The sequence below is a fragment of the Enterobacter sp. 6722112 genome (assembly GCF_058661685.1).
Genome location: NZ_JBZWGR010000007.1, coordinates 1,021,138 through 1,036,314, shown reverse-complemented (window position 1 = coordinate 1,036,314; position 15,177 = coordinate 1,021,138). Strand labels below are relative to the sequence as shown.

The 15,177-nt window shown below is 55.7% G+C and carries 17 protein-coding genes; 10 read left to right on the top strand and 7 right to left on the bottom strand.

Annotation, left to right across the window (positions count from 1 at the left end; all coding sequences use genetic code 11):
• The first annotated feature begins 98 nt into the window (after positions 1-98).
• The 6 genes from AC4OVU_RS06445 to AC4OVU_RS06420 all read left to right on the top strand — a co-directional run bounded on the left by AC4OVU_RS06445 (position 99) and on the right by AC4OVU_RS06420 (position 4,564).
• Positions 99-713: a methylthioribulose 1-phosphate dehydratase gene (locus AC4OVU_RS06445; RefSeq protein WP_017382494.1), complete on the top strand. Its 615-nt coding sequence runs from the start codon at positions 99-101 to the stop codon at positions 711-713.
• Positions 710-1,399, top strand: coding sequence for an acireductone synthase (mtnC, locus tag AC4OVU_RS06440; protein ID WP_017382495.1), 690 nt, complete (start codon positions 710-712; stop codon positions 1,397-1,399). Before AC4OVU_RS06445 ends, mtnC begins: the two co-directional genes overlap by 4 nt.
• Positions 1,396-1,938: a 1,2-dihydroxy-3-keto-5-methylthiopentene dioxygenase gene (locus AC4OVU_RS06435; protein ID WP_017382496.1), complete on the top strand. Its 543-nt coding sequence runs from the start codon at positions 1,396-1,398 to the stop codon at positions 1,936-1,938. Before mtnC ends, AC4OVU_RS06435 begins: the two co-directional genes overlap by 4 nt.
• A gap of 178 nt (positions 1,939-2,116) precedes the next feature.
• Entirely contained in the window at positions 2,117-2,809 is a 693-nt protein-coding gene (locus AC4OVU_RS06430) for a hypothetical protein (protein WP_491928645.1), read from the top strand.
• A gap of 28 nt (positions 2,810-2,837) precedes the next feature.
• Positions 2,838-3,535 (top strand): IS1 family transposase gene (locus tag AC4OVU_RS06425; protein WP_223429336.1). Its coding sequence is split into 2 segments (ribosomal slippage): positions 2,838-3,087 and positions 3,087-3,535, totalling 699 coding nucleotides; the frame shifts between segments, so codons are not numbered across the junction.
• Positions 3,536-3,544: 9 nt separating this feature from the next.
• A complete protein-coding gene (locus tag AC4OVU_RS06420) occupies positions 3,545-4,564 on the top strand; it encodes a P-loop ATPase, Sll1717 family (protein WP_491928797.1) in 1,020 nt (339 codons plus the stop codon).
• A gap of 45 nt (positions 4,565-4,609) precedes the next feature.
• Here the strand turns inward: AC4OVU_RS06420 and AC4OVU_RS06415 are convergent, their stop codons facing one another.
• Positions 4,610-4,849, bottom strand: a complete 240-nt coding sequence (locus AC4OVU_RS06415) for a helix-turn-helix domain-containing protein (protein ID WP_017382498.1) — start codon at positions 4,847-4,849, stop codon at positions 4,610-4,612.
• Between the two features lie 106 nt (positions 4,850-4,955).
• Here AC4OVU_RS06415 and AC4OVU_RS06410 point away from each other — a divergent pair, with 106 nt between their 5' ends.
• Positions 4,956-5,228, top strand: a complete 273-nt coding sequence (locus tag AC4OVU_RS06410) for a helix-turn-helix domain-containing protein (protein WP_017382499.1) — start codon at positions 4,956-4,958, stop codon at positions 5,226-5,228.
• A 35-nt stretch (positions 5,229-5,263) separates the two neighbouring features.
• On the opposite strand, the gene AC4OVU_RS06405 is transcribed toward AC4OVU_RS06410, so the two are convergent.
• Both AC4OVU_RS06405 and mtnA read right to left on the bottom strand, forming a co-directional pair.
• Positions 5,264-5,743 carry an SRPBCC family protein gene (locus tag AC4OVU_RS06405; RefSeq protein WP_017382500.1) on the bottom strand — a complete coding sequence of 160 codons (480 nt, stop codon included), beginning with the start codon at positions 5,741-5,743 and terminating at the stop codon, positions 5,264-5,266.
• A 42-nt stretch (positions 5,744-5,785) separates the two neighbouring features.
• On the bottom strand, positions 5,786-6,802 hold the full coding sequence (gene mtnA / locus AC4OVU_RS06400; RefSeq protein WP_017382501.1) for an S-methyl-5-thioribose-1-phosphate isomerase: 1,017 nt from the start codon (positions 6,800-6,802) through the stop codon (positions 5,786-5,788).
• Positions 6,803-6,904: 102 nt separating this feature from the next.
• On the opposite strand from mtnA, the gene mtnK reads away from it, so the two are divergent.
• A complete protein-coding gene (gene mtnK / locus AC4OVU_RS06395; protein WP_017694331.1) occupies positions 6,905-8,104 on the top strand; it encodes an S-methyl-5-thioribose kinase in 1,200 nt (399 codons plus the stop codon).
• An 87-nt stretch (positions 8,105-8,191) separates the two neighbouring features.
• Here mtnK and AC4OVU_RS06390 read toward each other — a convergent pair whose 3' ends face one another.
• The 4 genes from AC4OVU_RS06390 to AC4OVU_RS06375 form a co-directional block, all read right to left on the bottom strand.
• Positions 8,192-9,433 carry an LVIVD repeat-containing protein gene (locus tag AC4OVU_RS06390; RefSeq protein WP_023303275.1) on the bottom strand — a complete coding sequence of 414 codons (1,242 nt, stop codon included), beginning with the start codon at positions 9,431-9,433 and terminating at the stop codon, positions 8,192-8,194.
• 92 nt (positions 9,434-9,525) lie between these two features.
• Entirely contained in the window at positions 9,526-10,590 is a 1,065-nt protein-coding gene (locus tag AC4OVU_RS06385) for a sugar ABC transporter substrate-binding protein (protein ID WP_015571167.1), read from the bottom strand.
• A gap of 19 nt (positions 10,591-10,609) precedes the next feature.
• Positions 10,610-11,605 (bottom strand): ABC transporter permease, encoded by a 996-nt coding sequence (locus AC4OVU_RS06380; protein ID WP_017382505.1) that lies wholly within the window; start codon positions 11,603-11,605, stop codon positions 10,610-10,612.
• Entirely contained in the window at positions 11,602-13,104 is a 1,503-nt protein-coding gene (locus AC4OVU_RS06375) for a sugar ABC transporter ATP-binding protein (RefSeq protein WP_015571168.1), read from the bottom strand. Before AC4OVU_RS06375 ends, AC4OVU_RS06380 begins: the two co-directional genes overlap by 4 nt.
• A 159-nt stretch (positions 13,105-13,263) precedes the next feature.
• Between AC4OVU_RS06375 and AC4OVU_RS06370 the strand changes: the two genes are divergently transcribed.
• Both AC4OVU_RS06370 and AC4OVU_RS06365 read left to right on the top strand, forming a co-directional pair.
• A complete protein-coding gene (locus AC4OVU_RS06370; protein ID WP_023303274.1) occupies positions 13,264-14,352 on the top strand; it encodes an oxidoreductase in 1,089 nt (362 codons plus the stop codon).
• 57 nt (positions 14,353-14,409) lie between these two features.
• On the top strand, positions 14,410-15,153 hold the full coding sequence (locus AC4OVU_RS06365; RefSeq protein ID WP_110292428.1) for an SDR family NAD(P)-dependent oxidoreductase: 744 nt from the start codon (positions 14,410-14,412) through the stop codon (positions 15,151-15,153).
• Positions 15,154-15,177: the final 24 nt, after the last annotated feature.

The following is a 15,177-nucleotide window of genomic DNA, read 5'->3' as shown; positions in this document are numbered from 1 at the left end:
TATGTTGCTGACACTATAACACGATGTTAGTCTTTGGCAATCAAGACGCTTAGACGTCTAAACGATATAAATATTCCTGACCGAGAGGGTAAAAGGAAATGACAGACAACCTGCAACTCACACACCTGGTCGAGGCCTGCCGCTGGATTGGCGCTAAAGGCTGGGCGCCCGCTACCGGCGGCAATATGTCCGTGCGTCAGGATGAACACCTGTGCTGGCTGAGCGAATCCGGAAAAGATAAAGGCAGCCTGACCACCGCCGATTTTCTACAGGTTGAAATCGCCACCAACCGTGCGCCGTCTGGCCGTAAACCGTCGGCAGAGACCGGGCTGCATACCCTCATCTATCGCCTGTTTCCCGAGGCTAACGCCGTCCTGCACGTTCACACTGTCAATGCCACGGTGCTGTCGCGTCTGGTCAACGAGGCCGAGCTGAAGATCACCGGTTTCGAGATGCAAAAATCCCTTACCGGGCAGACCACGCACCAGGATACGGTGGCCATCCCGGTGTTTGATAACGACCAGGACATCGACGCCCTCGCCTCGCGCATCGCCCATTACGCGCAGGAACGCCCGCTTAATTATGGTTTTCTTCTGCGCGGTCATGGCTTAACCTGCTGGGGACGCGACGTGGCCGAAGCCCGCCGTCATCTGGAAGGGTTAGAATTCTTATTTGAATGCGAAATGCGTTTACGACAATGGGAGAGAGTATGATTCGCGCGATTGTGACGGATATTGAAGGGACCACCAGCGATATCCGTTTTGTCCATGATGTTTTGTTCCCCTACGCGCGTGAGCGGCTGGCGGCCTTCGTGACCGCGCAGCAGTACGCCGAGCCGGTCAAATCGATTCTGGACAACCTGCGCGATGAAATCAGCGCTCCGCATGCCAGCGTCAGCGATCTCATCAACGTACTGTTTACCTTTATGGATGAAGACCGCAAATCGACGGCGCTCAAAGCCCTGCAAGGCATCATCTGGCAGGACGGTTACGTCAACGGTGACTTTACCGGACACCTCTATCCTGACGTACTGCCCGCGCTGGAAAAATGGAAGGCGCAAGGGATTGATCTCTATGTTTATTCCTCTGGCTCCGTCACCGCGCAGAAACTGTTATTTGGCTACAGCGACGAAGGTGATATTACTCATCTGTTCAGCGGCTATTTTGATACCCACATTGGCGCCAAGCGCGAGATGCAGTCTTATCAAAATATTGCGGCGCAAACGGGCATTGCCCCGTCGCAGATCCTGTTTCTGTCGGATATTCATCAGGAGCTGGACGCAGCTGAGCAGGCGGGTTTTCGCACCCTGCAACTGATTCGCGGTGAAGATGACGGCGCAAGCCATCATCATCAGATCCACCAGTTTGACGAGATTAATCCGGAGCAAATCCCTTCATGAGCGCATTGACCATTTATTCCGATAAAGACGCCAGTCAACACCAGTGGCACAGCGCCGACGCCGCCGAGATTGCCCAACAGCTCAACGCCAAAGGCGTGCGGTTTGAACGCTGGGCGGCGGATCGCGATTTAGGGCACGATCCCGCGCCTGAAGCCGTGATCGCGGCCTATCAGCATGCGATCGACAAGCTGGTGGCAGAGAAAGGTTACCAGAGCTGGGATGTGATCAGCCTGCGCGCCGACAATCCGCAGAAAGAGGCGCTGCGCGCGAAGTTTCTGAACGAACACACTCACGGTGAAGACGAAGTGCGCTTTTTCGTGGAAGGGGCGGGATTGTTCTGCCTGCACATCGGCGATGAAGTGTATCAGGTGCTGTGCGAGAAAAACGACCTGATTTCCGTTCCCGCGGGCACGCCGCACTGGTTTGATATGGGCTCAGAGCCGAACTTTACGGCGATTCGTATTTTCGATAACCCGGAGGGTTGGGTGGCGCAGTTTACCGGGGATGCGATTGCGGATGCATACCCACGCCTAAAATAATATCCAAATAAACAAGTACAGTTCCTTCAAGATGAAGGAACTTTTATAAATTATATCTTATTCTTAAATTTGCGAAGCAAATCACAAATACTTTACTTCATTCAATAAAAAACACAACTAATATTCTATAAAAATAAATTATCGTTAATGATTATTACTTATTCCCAAAGAGATTAACATGGCAAAAAATCCAATAATAATACGACAAAACTTGAGGATTGGCGAACTCGATGCCGAATCCGATACACAATTACTTGATGAATGCTTTGTAGATAGTGGATATCTATCAAAATTACTAGATACTAATGATACATCGTCTATTGTTGTAGGAAGAACTGGAGCAGGGAAAAGCGCATTATTGCACAAAGTAATGAATAAAGCATATAGATACAAGAAGCTTGATCCTAACGATATATCAATCCGTTTTCTTGAGCACTCTGATATTATTTCTTTTTTTGAAGCGCTAGACATAAATTTAGATTTATTCTATAAAATACTCTGGCGACACATACTTATAATGGAGTTTTTAAAAATACGTCATGATATAAGCAGCGAGAGTGACACAAGAAATTTCCTCACCAGCTTAGCTAGTTTTTTAAGAAAAGATGAAATCAGGAAACGCGCATTAGAATATTTTAGAGAATGGGGTGATAAATTTTGGATTGACACAGACACACACCTGAGAGAAATAACAAAAAAACTTGAGAATGACACTAAAGCCAAAATAGGAGCAGCACTTCATGGCATTGAATTAAATGCTGAGGCAGCCAAGAGAATATCTGAGGAAGATAAGCATGAAATAAAGAAAAGAGCTTCTGAGGTTGTTAGTGGAATGCAAATTCAAGGTGATGCTGCCAACTTACTGATTTAGTGTATGATGGTGTTTTTGAGGTGCTCCAGTGGCTTCTGTTTCTATCAGCTGTCCCTCCTGTTCAGCTACTGACGGGGTGGTGCGTAACGGCAAAAGCACTGCCGGACATCAGCGCTATCTCTGCTCTCACTGCCGTAAAACATGGCAACTGCAGTTCACTTACACCGCTTCTCAACCCGGTACGCACCAGAAAATCATTGATATGGCCATGAATGGTGTTGGATGCCGGGCAACCGCCCGCATTATGGGCGTTGGCCTCAACACGATTTTACGTCACTTAAAAAACTCAGGCCGCAGTCGGTAACCTCGCGCATACAGCCGGGCAGTGATGTGATTGTCTGCGCTGAAATGGACGAACAGTGGGGCTACGTCGGTGCTAAATCACGTCAGCGCTGGCTGTTTTACGCGTATGACAGGATACGGAGGACGGTTGTGGCGCACGTATTCGGTGAACGCACTCTGGCCACACTGGAGCGTCTTCTGAGCCTGCTGTCGGCCTTTGAGGTCGTGGTATGGATGACGGATGGCTGGCCGCTGTATGAATCCCGCCTGAAGGGAAAGCTGCACGTTATCAGCAAGCGTTACACTCAGCGCATTGAGCGACATAACCTGAATCTGAGACAACATCTGGCAAGGCTGGGACGGAAGTCACTGTCGTTCTCAAAATCGGTGGAGCTGCATGACAAAGTCATCGGGCATTATCTGAACATAAAACACTATCAATAAGTTAGAGTCATTACCCAAATTCAAAAATTAAATGAAGTTCTCGATATGCTTGCAGAACATTCATTCTCAGATCTTCAAAAGAAACATTACATTGTTATAGATCAGCTTGATGAAAACTGGGCCGAAAACAACACTCGATATAAATTCATAAGAGCATTAATTGAAGAGATAAAAGTATTCAGACGTATCAAGAACGTCAAGATAATAGCTGCTTTAAGACATGACCTTCTTAAATCTGTATTCAATATCACAAGAGGCTCTGGATTTCAAGAGGAGAAGTACGAATCATATATTCTTGATCTTCAATGGACCGCAAATCAACTTAATGAGTTAGTTTCAAAGAGAATCCAAGAGGTTTTCAAAAAACAATATACAAGAGAAAACGTCGAAATTAATGATCTTTTCCCATCCCCCAAAGGAGGGAGTAAGGGAATGTTGCCAATCGAGTATATTATAGAGAGAACACTATATCGGCCAAGGGATGTTTTACAGTTCGTAAATGAATGTTTTAAAATAGCACTCAACAGAGAACGAATCTCCTGGGATTCCATTCATAAAGCTGAAAGTGTTTATTCAGAAAAAAGATTGCGTTCTTTAAAAGAAGAATGGGGAGATATATATCCATCTTTCGAAGAAACTATAGAAATCCTCAGAGAGGTTCCAGAAAAATTCACCCGAACACTTATTCCTAAAAACAACATAGAATCTGTAGCATCGGAACTCGCCATTCAAAATACTAATGACCCATGCGCAATCATCGCTTCTAAAATGCTCAATAGCGAAGTAAGAGAATCTGATGTCATTAACGAGATATTTTTATGCTTATACAATATTAGTGCGATAGGATTCAAAGTTAGCCCCTTAACTCCATATAAATGGTCTTTCAGAGATAGTGGTCCTGTAAATAAAGCTGAAATAAAGAGGGCAAGTCATATCAAAGTACATAAAATGTTGCATAAAGCATTAGATATAAAAATTGCGATATCTGATATTTATAATAAAGATGATAGAGATGACGAGATAGATTGAGTAATTTTTGAGTTAGGGCGCTAAAAATATAATGCGCCCATAATTTTAACATATTAAAGATTGTAAAATAGTAAGGACCTCTTCGTTACTTAAGCTAAGTAATCTCGCCAGATGCACAAACTCCACCACGTCTAACCTGCGTTCACCACTTTCCACTTTAGCGATAAACGATTGGGGTTTCCCTAAAGCCTCCGCAAGCTGGGCCTGAGTAATCCCCTTCTCTTTACGAGCTTTCTTCAACGCATTGATAACACGCTGGTATTCATCCGAGTAAACTGAGGCCATTGTTCCGATTCCATACAAATATCCTGAAATCGAATATCCTCCCGTTGTGTTTTTATCCCAAAACAGGATAATTGAGTGCGTAACAAACACACCTAAGGAGGACAAAATGCGTCAGCAGAACTGGCACTCAGCCGATATTATCGCCGCACTAAAGAAACATGGAACAAGCCTCGCAGCCTTGTCTCGAAAGGCTGGGCTTTCATCATCCACACTGGCAAATGCGCTTACCCGACCATGGCCTAAAGGTGAATTGCTTATCGCTCAGGCGCTAGACATTCCGCCTGATGTGATATGGCCGGAAAGATATTTTGATGAAAAGGGAGCGCCAGTATTTCGTCAGATGAGGAATACAAAAAAGAGAAATCTGTCTTCAACATGATCAACGCCTTCTCCCCCTCACCCCAACCCTCTCCCTCAAGGGAGAGGGGGTTGAAGAGACTTCACATACCCCACCAGCTGATCCAGCACCACGCCCCACCCCTCGTGGAAGCCCATTTGCTCATGCTGCTCACGGATTTCCTTCGTCGGATGACGCGCAATCGCCGTGTAGCGGGTTTTGCCCTCCCCAACGTCCTCCAGCAGCAGGATCGCCGTCATAAACGGCTTTTCGGCAGGCTTCCAGCCCTCGGTATAACCGTCGGTAAAGACCAGCTTGTTCCCCGGGTCGATTTCAAGAAACACGCCCCGGTTATCCATCCGCTGCCCATCCACCTCAAATATGGTATTGAACCGCCCACCCACGCGCAGATCGAGGTCGCAGTCGATCACCTTATGCGGTGCAGGGATGAAGAAGTTTTTGATGTGGTCCGGCGTGGTCCAGCAGAGCCACAGCAGGTCGCGCGGTGCATCCACCACGCGCTCCAGTTTTAAGTCTGTGTCAGGATCGAGCGTCACGATGTTGTCCTCTCAGGGAACGCCCTTAAAGGATAGCCGGACTCAGGCAAATTTCCCTTTCGCTACCTCGTCCGGTGTGACCACGCCTGTATCCAGCACCCAGCCGCTAATCAGCGAGGCGGGGGTGACGTCAAACGCCGGGTTATAGACCTGCGCCTCTTGCGGCGCCCACTGCACCGCGCCAAAGCTCCCCGCCACGCCCGTCACTTCACTGGCCGCGCGCTGCTCAATCGGGATTGCGTCACCGTTCGGGCAGTCCGGGTCGAGGGTCGTTTGCGGGGCAGCGACGTAGAACGGAATGCCGTGAAACTTCGCCAGCACCGCCAGGGAATAGGTGCCGATTTTGTTCGCCACGTCGCCGTTGGCGGCAATGCGGTCTGCACCCACCCACACGGCGTCCACCTGCCCTTTTGCCATCAGGCTGGCGGCCATGGAGTCGGTAATCAGCTGATACGGTACGCCCAGCTCGCCGAGTTCCCACGCGGTCAGCCTGCCGCCCTGCAATAGCGGACGGGTTTCATCCACCCAGACGTTGCTTACCTTGCCTTCCTGATGCGCGCGAGCAATCACCCCCAGCGCGGTACCGACGCCCGCCGTCGCCAGCCCGCCGGTGTTGCAGTGGGTCAGCAGACGGCTGCCGGGCTTCACCAGCGCGCTGCCCGCACTGGCAATAGCGTCACAGAGCCGTTTGTCTTCGTCAATCAGCCGCAGCGCTTCAGCCACCAGCGCCGGAATATAATCTTCCTGCCACAGCGCAATCTTCATGCGATCGAGGTTATTCATCAGGTTCACCGCCGTCGGGCGGGAGGCGCGCAGGGTTTCCAGCGCCACCGCCAGCTCGTCGCGGCTTTTGCCGCTTTCCGCTAACAGCGCCAGCAGCAGGCTTGCAGAGAGTCCAATCAGCGGCGCGCCGCGCACCCGCAGGGCGTGGATGTGCCCGACCAGCGCCTCGACCGTCGAGGCATCCAGCCAGCGTTTCTCCTGTGGAAGCGCCTGCTGGTCGAGAATAAAGAGCTGATTATCCGCCACCCGCAGGCTGGTCGTCTGTAATGTCTGCATGTCGTTAATTCCCTGTTGCGTTGTTGTAGCACATTGTGTCAGGATGAAATCCAGATGTATAGACGTCTACATGTCTTAATTAGCAAAACTGAGGAGCAGTCCATGTCGCAATACCGTACCTTTACCGCTCAGGACGCCGTGGAGTATGCCAGGCAGTTTGGCGGACTTGACGATCCTTCATCGCTGGTAGAGGCGCAGGAAATCGGCGACGGCAACCTCAACCTGGTCTTTAAAATTTTCGACCGCGCGGGCGTGAGCCGCATCGTCGTTAAGCAGGCGCTGCCCTATGTACGCTGCGTCGGCGAATCCTGGCCGCTGACGCTGGATCGTGCCCGTCTTGAAGCGCAAACCCTGGTCGAGCATTACCAGCACAGCCCGCAGCACACGGTGAAAATCCACCACTTTGACCCGGAACTGGCGGTGATGGTGATGGAAGATCTCTCCAGCCATCGCATCTGGCGCGGCGAGCTGATTAACAACATTTACTACCCCCAGGCGGCGCGTCAGCTGGGGGAATATCTGGCTCACACCCTGTTTCACACCAGCGATTTTTATCTGCATCCGCACGATAAAAAAGCGCAGGTAGCGAAATTCATCAACCCGGAGATGTGCGAGATCACCGAAGATCTGTTCTTTAACGATCCGTACCAGATCCACGCGCGCAACAGCTACCCGGCCGAGCTGGAAAACGACGTTGCCGCCCTGCGCGACGACGCCCAGCTTAAAATCGCCGTGGCCTCCCTCAAGCACCGCTTTTTCTCGCACGCCGAAGCCCTGCTGCACGGAGACATTCACAGCGGTTCGATTTTTGTGGCCGACGGCAGCCTGAAGGCCATCGACGCTGAGTTCGGCTATTTTGGGCCGATTGGCTTTGACGTTGGCACCGCCATCGGCAACCTGCTGCTGAACTTCTGCGGCCTGCCTGGGCACCTCGGCATTCGCGATGCCGCCGCCGCGCGCGAGCAGCGCCTGACCGATATTCAGGAACTGTGGAACACCTTCGCGGAGCGCTTCCAGGCGCTGGCAAACGAGAAAGCCCGCGACGCGGCACTCAGCGCGCCGGGCTATGCCTCCGCGTTCCTGAAAAAGGTCTGGCATGACGCCATCGGGTTCTGCGGCACCGAGCTGATTCGCCGCAGCGTCGGGCTTTCACACGTGGCGGATATCGATACCATCCAGGATGAAGCCATGCGCCACGAATGCCTCCGCCATGCAATATCCCTCGGTAAAGCGCTGATTGTCATTGCCGACCGCATCGACAGCGCGGAAGAGCTGGTGGCGCGAGTGCGGCAGTACAGTTGAGAACGTTTGCCCGGTGGCACTGCGCTTACCGGGCCTACGGGTGCAAAATGTAGGCCGGGTAAGGCGAAGCTGCCACCCGGCAAAAACTCACCCCAGATACTCAATCACCGACATCCCGCCGTTATAGTCCGTGCTGTAAATAATCCCCTGCGCATCCACAAACACGTCGCACGACTGGATCACCTGCGGGCGGTTGGGCCGCGTATCCATCATCTTCTCCGGCGCGGCGGGCACCAGCGCCCCCGTTTCCACCGGTCGATACGGGTTCGAAATATCGTACGCCCGCACGCCCGCGTTCTGATACGTCGCAAAAATTAGCGTTGAGCTGACGAAGCTCCCCGGCCGGTTTTCGTGCAGGTTGTGCGGGCCGAAATGCGCCCCTTTCGCCACGTAGTCGGTTTCATCCGGCTGCGGGAAGGTCGAGATGCTGACCGGGTTCGACGGCTCGCGGATATCAAACAGCCAGATCAGCTTTTCGCCGTCTTCCTGATTGTCGAGCACCGCTTCGTCCAGCACCACCAGCAGGTCGCGGTCCGGCAGCGGCAGCGCGGTGTGCGTTCCGCCGCCAAACGGCGGGCTCCAGTTGCGATGGCTAATCAGCTTCGGCTGCGCGCGGTCCTTCACGTCCAGCAGCGTCAGGCCGCCGTCGCGCCAGCTGCCGTAGGCGGTGTCGCCGGCAATAATCGCATGGTGCAGGGCGTAACGTTTTCCTTCCGGCCAGTCCGGCTTCTCACCTTCGGCCTGGTTCATCCCGGGCAGCCACCAGCGCCCCGCGACTTCAGGCTTACGCGGGTCCGCCAGATCGATAGTCAGGAAAATGTAATCGGTAAAGCCGTCGATCAGCGCTGAAACGTAGGCCCAGCGGCCACCGACGTACCAGATGCGGTGAATGCCGATGCCGCTCAGCGACAGAAAGCCGATTTCGCGTGGCCTGTCCGGCGTGGAGATATCAAAGACGCGAAGCCCGGCGCTCCAGCCTTTATCCTGCACGTCGCTGACGGTCTCCCCCACCTGGCGGGTGTAGTAGACCTTCTCATCGGCAAAACGCGCATCGGCAAACAGATCCCGGGCGTTGATCACCAGCAGCAAATCGTCGTGCGCCTGGAGGTGTACGTTCCAGGTACCCGGCGGCGCGGGCACGTAACCTGCGGCTTTTGGTTTTTTCGGATCGCGCACGTCAACAATGGAAAAGCCCTGCGACACCATATGACCGATATAGGCGAAACCACGGTGCACCATCAGCTGTACACCGTCCGGACGACCGCCCTGGTCGCTATGGCCAATCAGCCGCATATTGCGGCTGTATTCGGGAGGGGGTAATTGAGACACCTTATGCTCCTTACGCCCGGTGGCGCTACGCTTACCGGGCCTACGGGTGCGAAATGTAGGCCGGGTAAGGCGCAGCCGCCACCCGGCTTGGTTTACTTGTTTTTAGCGGCAAGCGTCGCAAACCACGGCGCGATAAAATCTTCCGTCTGGCCCCAGCCCGGAATGATTTTCCCCAGAGACGCCACGTTCACCGCACCCGGCTGGGCGGTCAGCAGCGCCTGCGGAATAGCCGCCGCCTTGAAATCGTAGGTGGCAGGCGTCGCTTCTCCGGCAATCTTATTGGCGATCAGGCGTACGTTGGTCGCGCCAATCAGCTTCGGATCTACCGCCACGCTCACCTTCCACGGGCTACCCGGCTCGCGCATCAGCTGGAGATCCTGGTTGGAGATGTCGATGCTGTAGAGCTTGATCTCGGTGCGGCCGTTCTCTTTCAGCGCCTTATACGCGCCCTGACTGAAGGCATCCCAGGTCCCCCAGATGGCGTCGATTTTACCTTTCGGGTATTTCGCGAGGATCGCCCCCACCTTGTTGGCGGTGTCGCCCTGCACGTCAGAGGAGACCGCGCCGATGGACTCCAGCTCTTTAATCTCCGGATACTGTTTTTGCAGTTCTTTGTAGGCCGCCTGACGGCGCTCCATCGGCGGGAAGCCCGCGACCCACAGCTTGACGATATTGGCCTTGCCGTTGAAATCTTTCGCCAGTTGACCAAAAGAGAGGTTGGTCAGGGAGGCATCGTCCTGCTGGGTAACGGTTACGCCCGGGATCTCGCCGTTCACGGCGGTATCAAACACCGAAACTTTAATCCCGGCATCCACCGCCTTCTTTACCAGCGCGGTGGAGTACGGATCGCGCCCCTGAGAGAGAATAATCCCGTCGTATTTCTGGCTGATGGCCTGGTTCACGAAATCCTGGAATCTGGCGTCGTCCCCGTTACTTAAAAACGTGCTGACCTTAAAGCCGAGCTTTTTCCCTTCCTGAATCGCCCCGGCAACAAACTGCGTGGTGTTGTCGTCCGAGCCCAGGTTGCGGATCACCGCAATGCGAATGGGGCCGTCATGGCTGGCAATGGCGGCCGGAACCGGCGCGGGGGTAGCCGCCAGGCCCGGCAAAGAAGTGAGTAATCCAAGAGCTACCAAAGAGAGCGCAATCTTTTTCATTTATTATCCCGTTGTGTTGTCAGCGTTTTTGTATGTAAGTAATCGCCAGTGCCATCGCGAGCACCAGCCCTTTTATAATGTCCATGGCGTAATACGGCACGGAGAGCATCACCAGCCCGTTCGACAGCACGCCGAGGATCACCGCCCCCACCAGCGTGCCCAGCGCGTTCGGCTTGCCGGACCCGGCCAGCGAGAACCCGATCCACGCCGCCGCCACCGCATCCATCAGGTAGCCGCCCCCCGCATTCACCTGCGATGAACCGATACGCGAAGCCAGCAAAATTCCGCCCAATCCCGCCAGCAGCGAGGCGATCACGTAGGCCGCCACCTTGTAGCGCGTGGTGCGAATACCGGAGAGACGCGCGGCTTCCGGGTTGCCGCCAATGGCGTACATCCGGCGTCCGTGGGTGGTCAGCGACAGGCCCAACTGCGCCAGAATCGTCACCACCAGCATGACGATCACAATGGTCGGCACCTGCCCCAGCAGGCTGAACGCCGCCGGAATGGTCCCTTCCGCCATGTCGCCGCTCGGCAGCACCATGTTCTCGGTAATCGACCCGCCGTAGCTGTAGGTCATCGCCACGCCCTGGATGACAAACAGGCTGGCAAGGGTCGCGAGCATGTCCGGAATGCGCAGGATGACGATCAGAAAGGCGTTAAACAGGCCGACCAGCGTGCAGAGCGCAAGGGTCAGCAGAATCGACTCGGTGGTGCCGAAGCCGTGCCAGACGAAAAGCGAAATCACCAGCGCGTTCGCCAGCGACGCGGTTGACCCCACCGAGAGATCGAACCCACCGACGGTCAGCGAAATCGAGACGCCGATGGCAATCACCGTCACGATGGCAATCGCGCGCAGAATGTTGATGATGTTGTTCGGATCGAGGAAGCTGTCCGACGCCAGGCCAAACACCGCCACCAGCGCGACGACGGTCAACAGCATGCCCCACCTGTAGAGAAAATCGAAAATCTGCTGACGGCCAGACGCCGCCGCGATCACTGAAAGGGCCTTGCTCACGACGCCGTTCCTCCGGTTGAATAATAAAGTAGTGTCTCTTCCCGGGCCTCGGCTCCGGCGATTTCCGCCACGATGCGTCCGTCCCACAGCACGCAGATGCGGTCGCACAGCCCGACCAGCTCGGCGAACTCGCCCGAGGCGTAAATGACCCCTTTGCCCTCGCGCGCCAGGCCGTCGATCAGCTGAAACAGATCGGTTTTGGCCTTCACGTCCACGCCTTTGGTCGGCTCGTCGAATATCAGCACGCTGGCGTCATTGCGCAGCCATTTGCCGATGGCGACCTTCTGCTGGTTACCGCCGGAAAGCCGACGCAGCACCTGCCCCGGCCCGCGCGTGCGCACACCGACGCGGGCGATCACCTCTTCTGCCCAGCGCCACGCCTGACGATGACCAAACAGGCTCCAGCGCGAGAAGCTGTTATCGGCACACACGGCAAGGTTCATGCTCACCGGCTCGTCGATAAAAATGCCCTCTTTGCGCCGCTCCTCCGGCACCAGCGCCAGACCGCGCAGTACCGAGTCTGCCGGATCGCGCGGTTTCCAGGCCTGATGGTTCAGCTCGCCGCGCGCGACGCGGCTTTTGCTGGCGCCAAACAGCGCCTTGCAGAGTTCCGTTTTCCCCGCCCCCGCCAGCCCGGCAATGCCGAGGATTTCACCTTTGCGCAGGTGCAGGGAGATATCTTTCAGCAGCGCATCGTCGTGCAGCCCTTCCACCCGCAGCAGCGTCTCCTCACCGTGCGGCGGGCGCGGGGGCGGATAGATATCGCTCAGCTCGTGGCCGAGCATCTTCTCAACAATCGCTTCGCCGCTCAGATCCGCCATCGGGCCGGACTCAATCAGCCTGCCGTCGCGCAGCACCGTCAGGGTGTCGCAGATGGCCTTCAGCTCGTGAATGCGGTGAGAGATAAACACCACGCCGATACCCTGCTGTTGCAGACGTCTTACTACCGCAAACAGACGCTCACTCTCGTGCGCGTCCAGCGGCGCGGTGGGCTCATCAAGGATGAGAAAACGGCAGTGGTGCGACAGCGCCCGCGCCAGCAAAATCTGCTGTTTTTCAGCCAGCGTGCAACTGTCGATGGAGCGGCGTACGTCGAGCGAAACATCCAGCTGCGCCAGCGCCTGCCGCGCCTGCTGGCGGATGTCGCGCCAGCTGTAGCGATGCCCCGGATGCGCCAGCTGGTCGAGCATGATGTTTTCGGCAATGCTTAACCCGGGAATGAGCGCAACATCCACCTCCTGCTGCACAAGGTGGATACCCAGCCGTTTGGCGTCCAGCGGCTCGCGGATACTTACCGGCTGGTTGTTAATGCAAATTTCGCCTTCATAACGATCGTGCGTCCCGCACAGCACCGCCATCAGCGTCGATTTCCCCGCGCCGTTGGCGCCGGTCAGCGCATGCACCGACCCGCCGTTCAGGGTGAAATCCACGCGCGACAGGGCCTGAAAGCCGGAAAAGGCCAGGCTGATACCGCGCATCTCAAGGCGACTGGAAACCATCCGCGTAAATCCTTCATTACTCTTCTGATTTAGCGAATTTTTCACAGCTCTTGTTGACTGACAACGACGTAAAAGGCATAAGTTAAAGCAAAATATTATTAGCCATCCGGATGTCCAGACATAACATCGGGTTAGCGCTTGCTAAAAAAGGACAACTTCATGAGCAACACCGATATCCGCGTCGTGCCCGGCCCGGCGAACTACTTCTCTCATCCGGGAAGCCTTGCCCACCTGGATGATTTCTTTACTCCGGAACAGCTTTCCCGCGCGGTGTGGATCTACGGCGAGCGGGCAATCGAGGGCGCACGCCCTTATCTGCCGCAGAGTTTTAACGCGACGGGGGCAAAACATCTGCTGTTTAAGGGCCATTGCAGCGAGCGTGACGTCACCCATCTGGTGAACGAGTCGGGTAGTGAAACCAGCGTGGTGATTGGCGTGGGCGGCGGTGCGGTAATGGATACCGTCAAGGCCGTGGCGCGTCGTCTGGGCGTGCCGTTCGTAGGCATTCCCACTATCGCCGCCACCTGCGCGGCGTGGACCCCGCTCTCCGTCTGGTACAACGATGCCGGTCAGGCGCTACAGTTTGAGATTTTTGACGACGCCAACTTTCTGGTGCTGGTGGAGCCGCAGATCATCCTTAACGCCCCGGCGGAATATCTGCTGGCGGGCATCGGCGATACGCTGGCGAAGTGGTACGAAGCGGCGGTGCTCGCCCCTCAATCTGAGAGTCTGCCGCTGACCGTGCGTCTTGGCCTGAACGGTGCGCTGGCGATCCGTGACGTGCTGCTGGCACGCAGCGAAGAAGCGCTTGCGGATCAGCAGCGCGGCGAACAGACGCAGGCGTTCCGGGACGTGGTGGATGCGATTATTGCCGGAGGCGGAATGGTCGGCGGTCTGGGTGAGCGCTATACCCGCGTGGCGGCGGCGCACGCGGTGCACAACGGCTTAACCGTGCTGCCGCAGACGGAAAAATACCTGCACGGCACCAAGGTGGCCTACGGCATTCTGGTGCAGAGCGCCCTGCTCGGTCAGGACGACGTGCTGGCGCAGCTGGTGGCGGCGTACCAGCGCTTCAATCTGCCGACCACGCTTCGCGAGCTGGACGTCGATATTCACAACCGCGACGAGCTGGATAAGGTCATTGCCCACACCCTGCGCCCGGTGGAGTCGATTCACTATCTGCCGGTGACGTTAACGCCTGAGGTTCTGCGCGCCGCGTTTGCGAAGGTGGAATCCTTCAGCCGTTAATCGCGCCGACGGGCTATACCTAATGATGATTCTCTCCACTCTTGCAACGAGGTCATCATGCAGATCGATTTAACAGGTAAAAAGGCGCTGGTTACTGGCGCCAGTCGTGGGCTGGGTCGGGCGATTGCGCTGTCGCTGGCACGCGCCGGTGCCGATGTGGTTATCACCTACGAAAAATCCGTCGATAAAGCCCAGCAGGTTGTCGATGAGATCAACGCGCTGGGGCGACACGGCGAGGCGATTCAGGCCGACAGCGCCAGCGCGCAGGCGATTCAGGATGCGGTCACGCAGGCGGCGCGCTCCCTCGGCGGGCTGGATATTCTGGTCAATAACGCCGGGATTGCGCGCGGCGGCCCGCTGGAGTCCATGACCCTGTCGGACATCGACGCTCTGATCAACGTCAACATCCGCGGCGTGGTGATCGCCATTCAGGAAGCGCTGGTGCATATGTCTGACGGCGGACGCATCATCAACATCGGTAGCTGTCTGGCGAACCGCGTGGCACAGCCGGGGATCGCCGTCTACTCGATGACCAAGTCTGCCCTTAACTCCCTCACCCGAGGTCTGGCCCGCGATTTAGGCCCGCGCGGCATTACCGTCAACCTGGTCCACCCCGGCCCGACCAACAGCGATATGAACCCGGAAGACGGCGAGCAGGCTGACTCTCAGCGTCAGCTTATTGCCCTGGGCCATTACGGCCAGCCGGAGGATATCGCAGCGGCGGTCACCTTCCTCGCCAGCCCGGCTGCGGGGCAAATTTCCGGCACCGGTCTGGATGTCGACGGCGGTCTGAACGCCTGATCGCAAATTTACTGTATGCCTCTG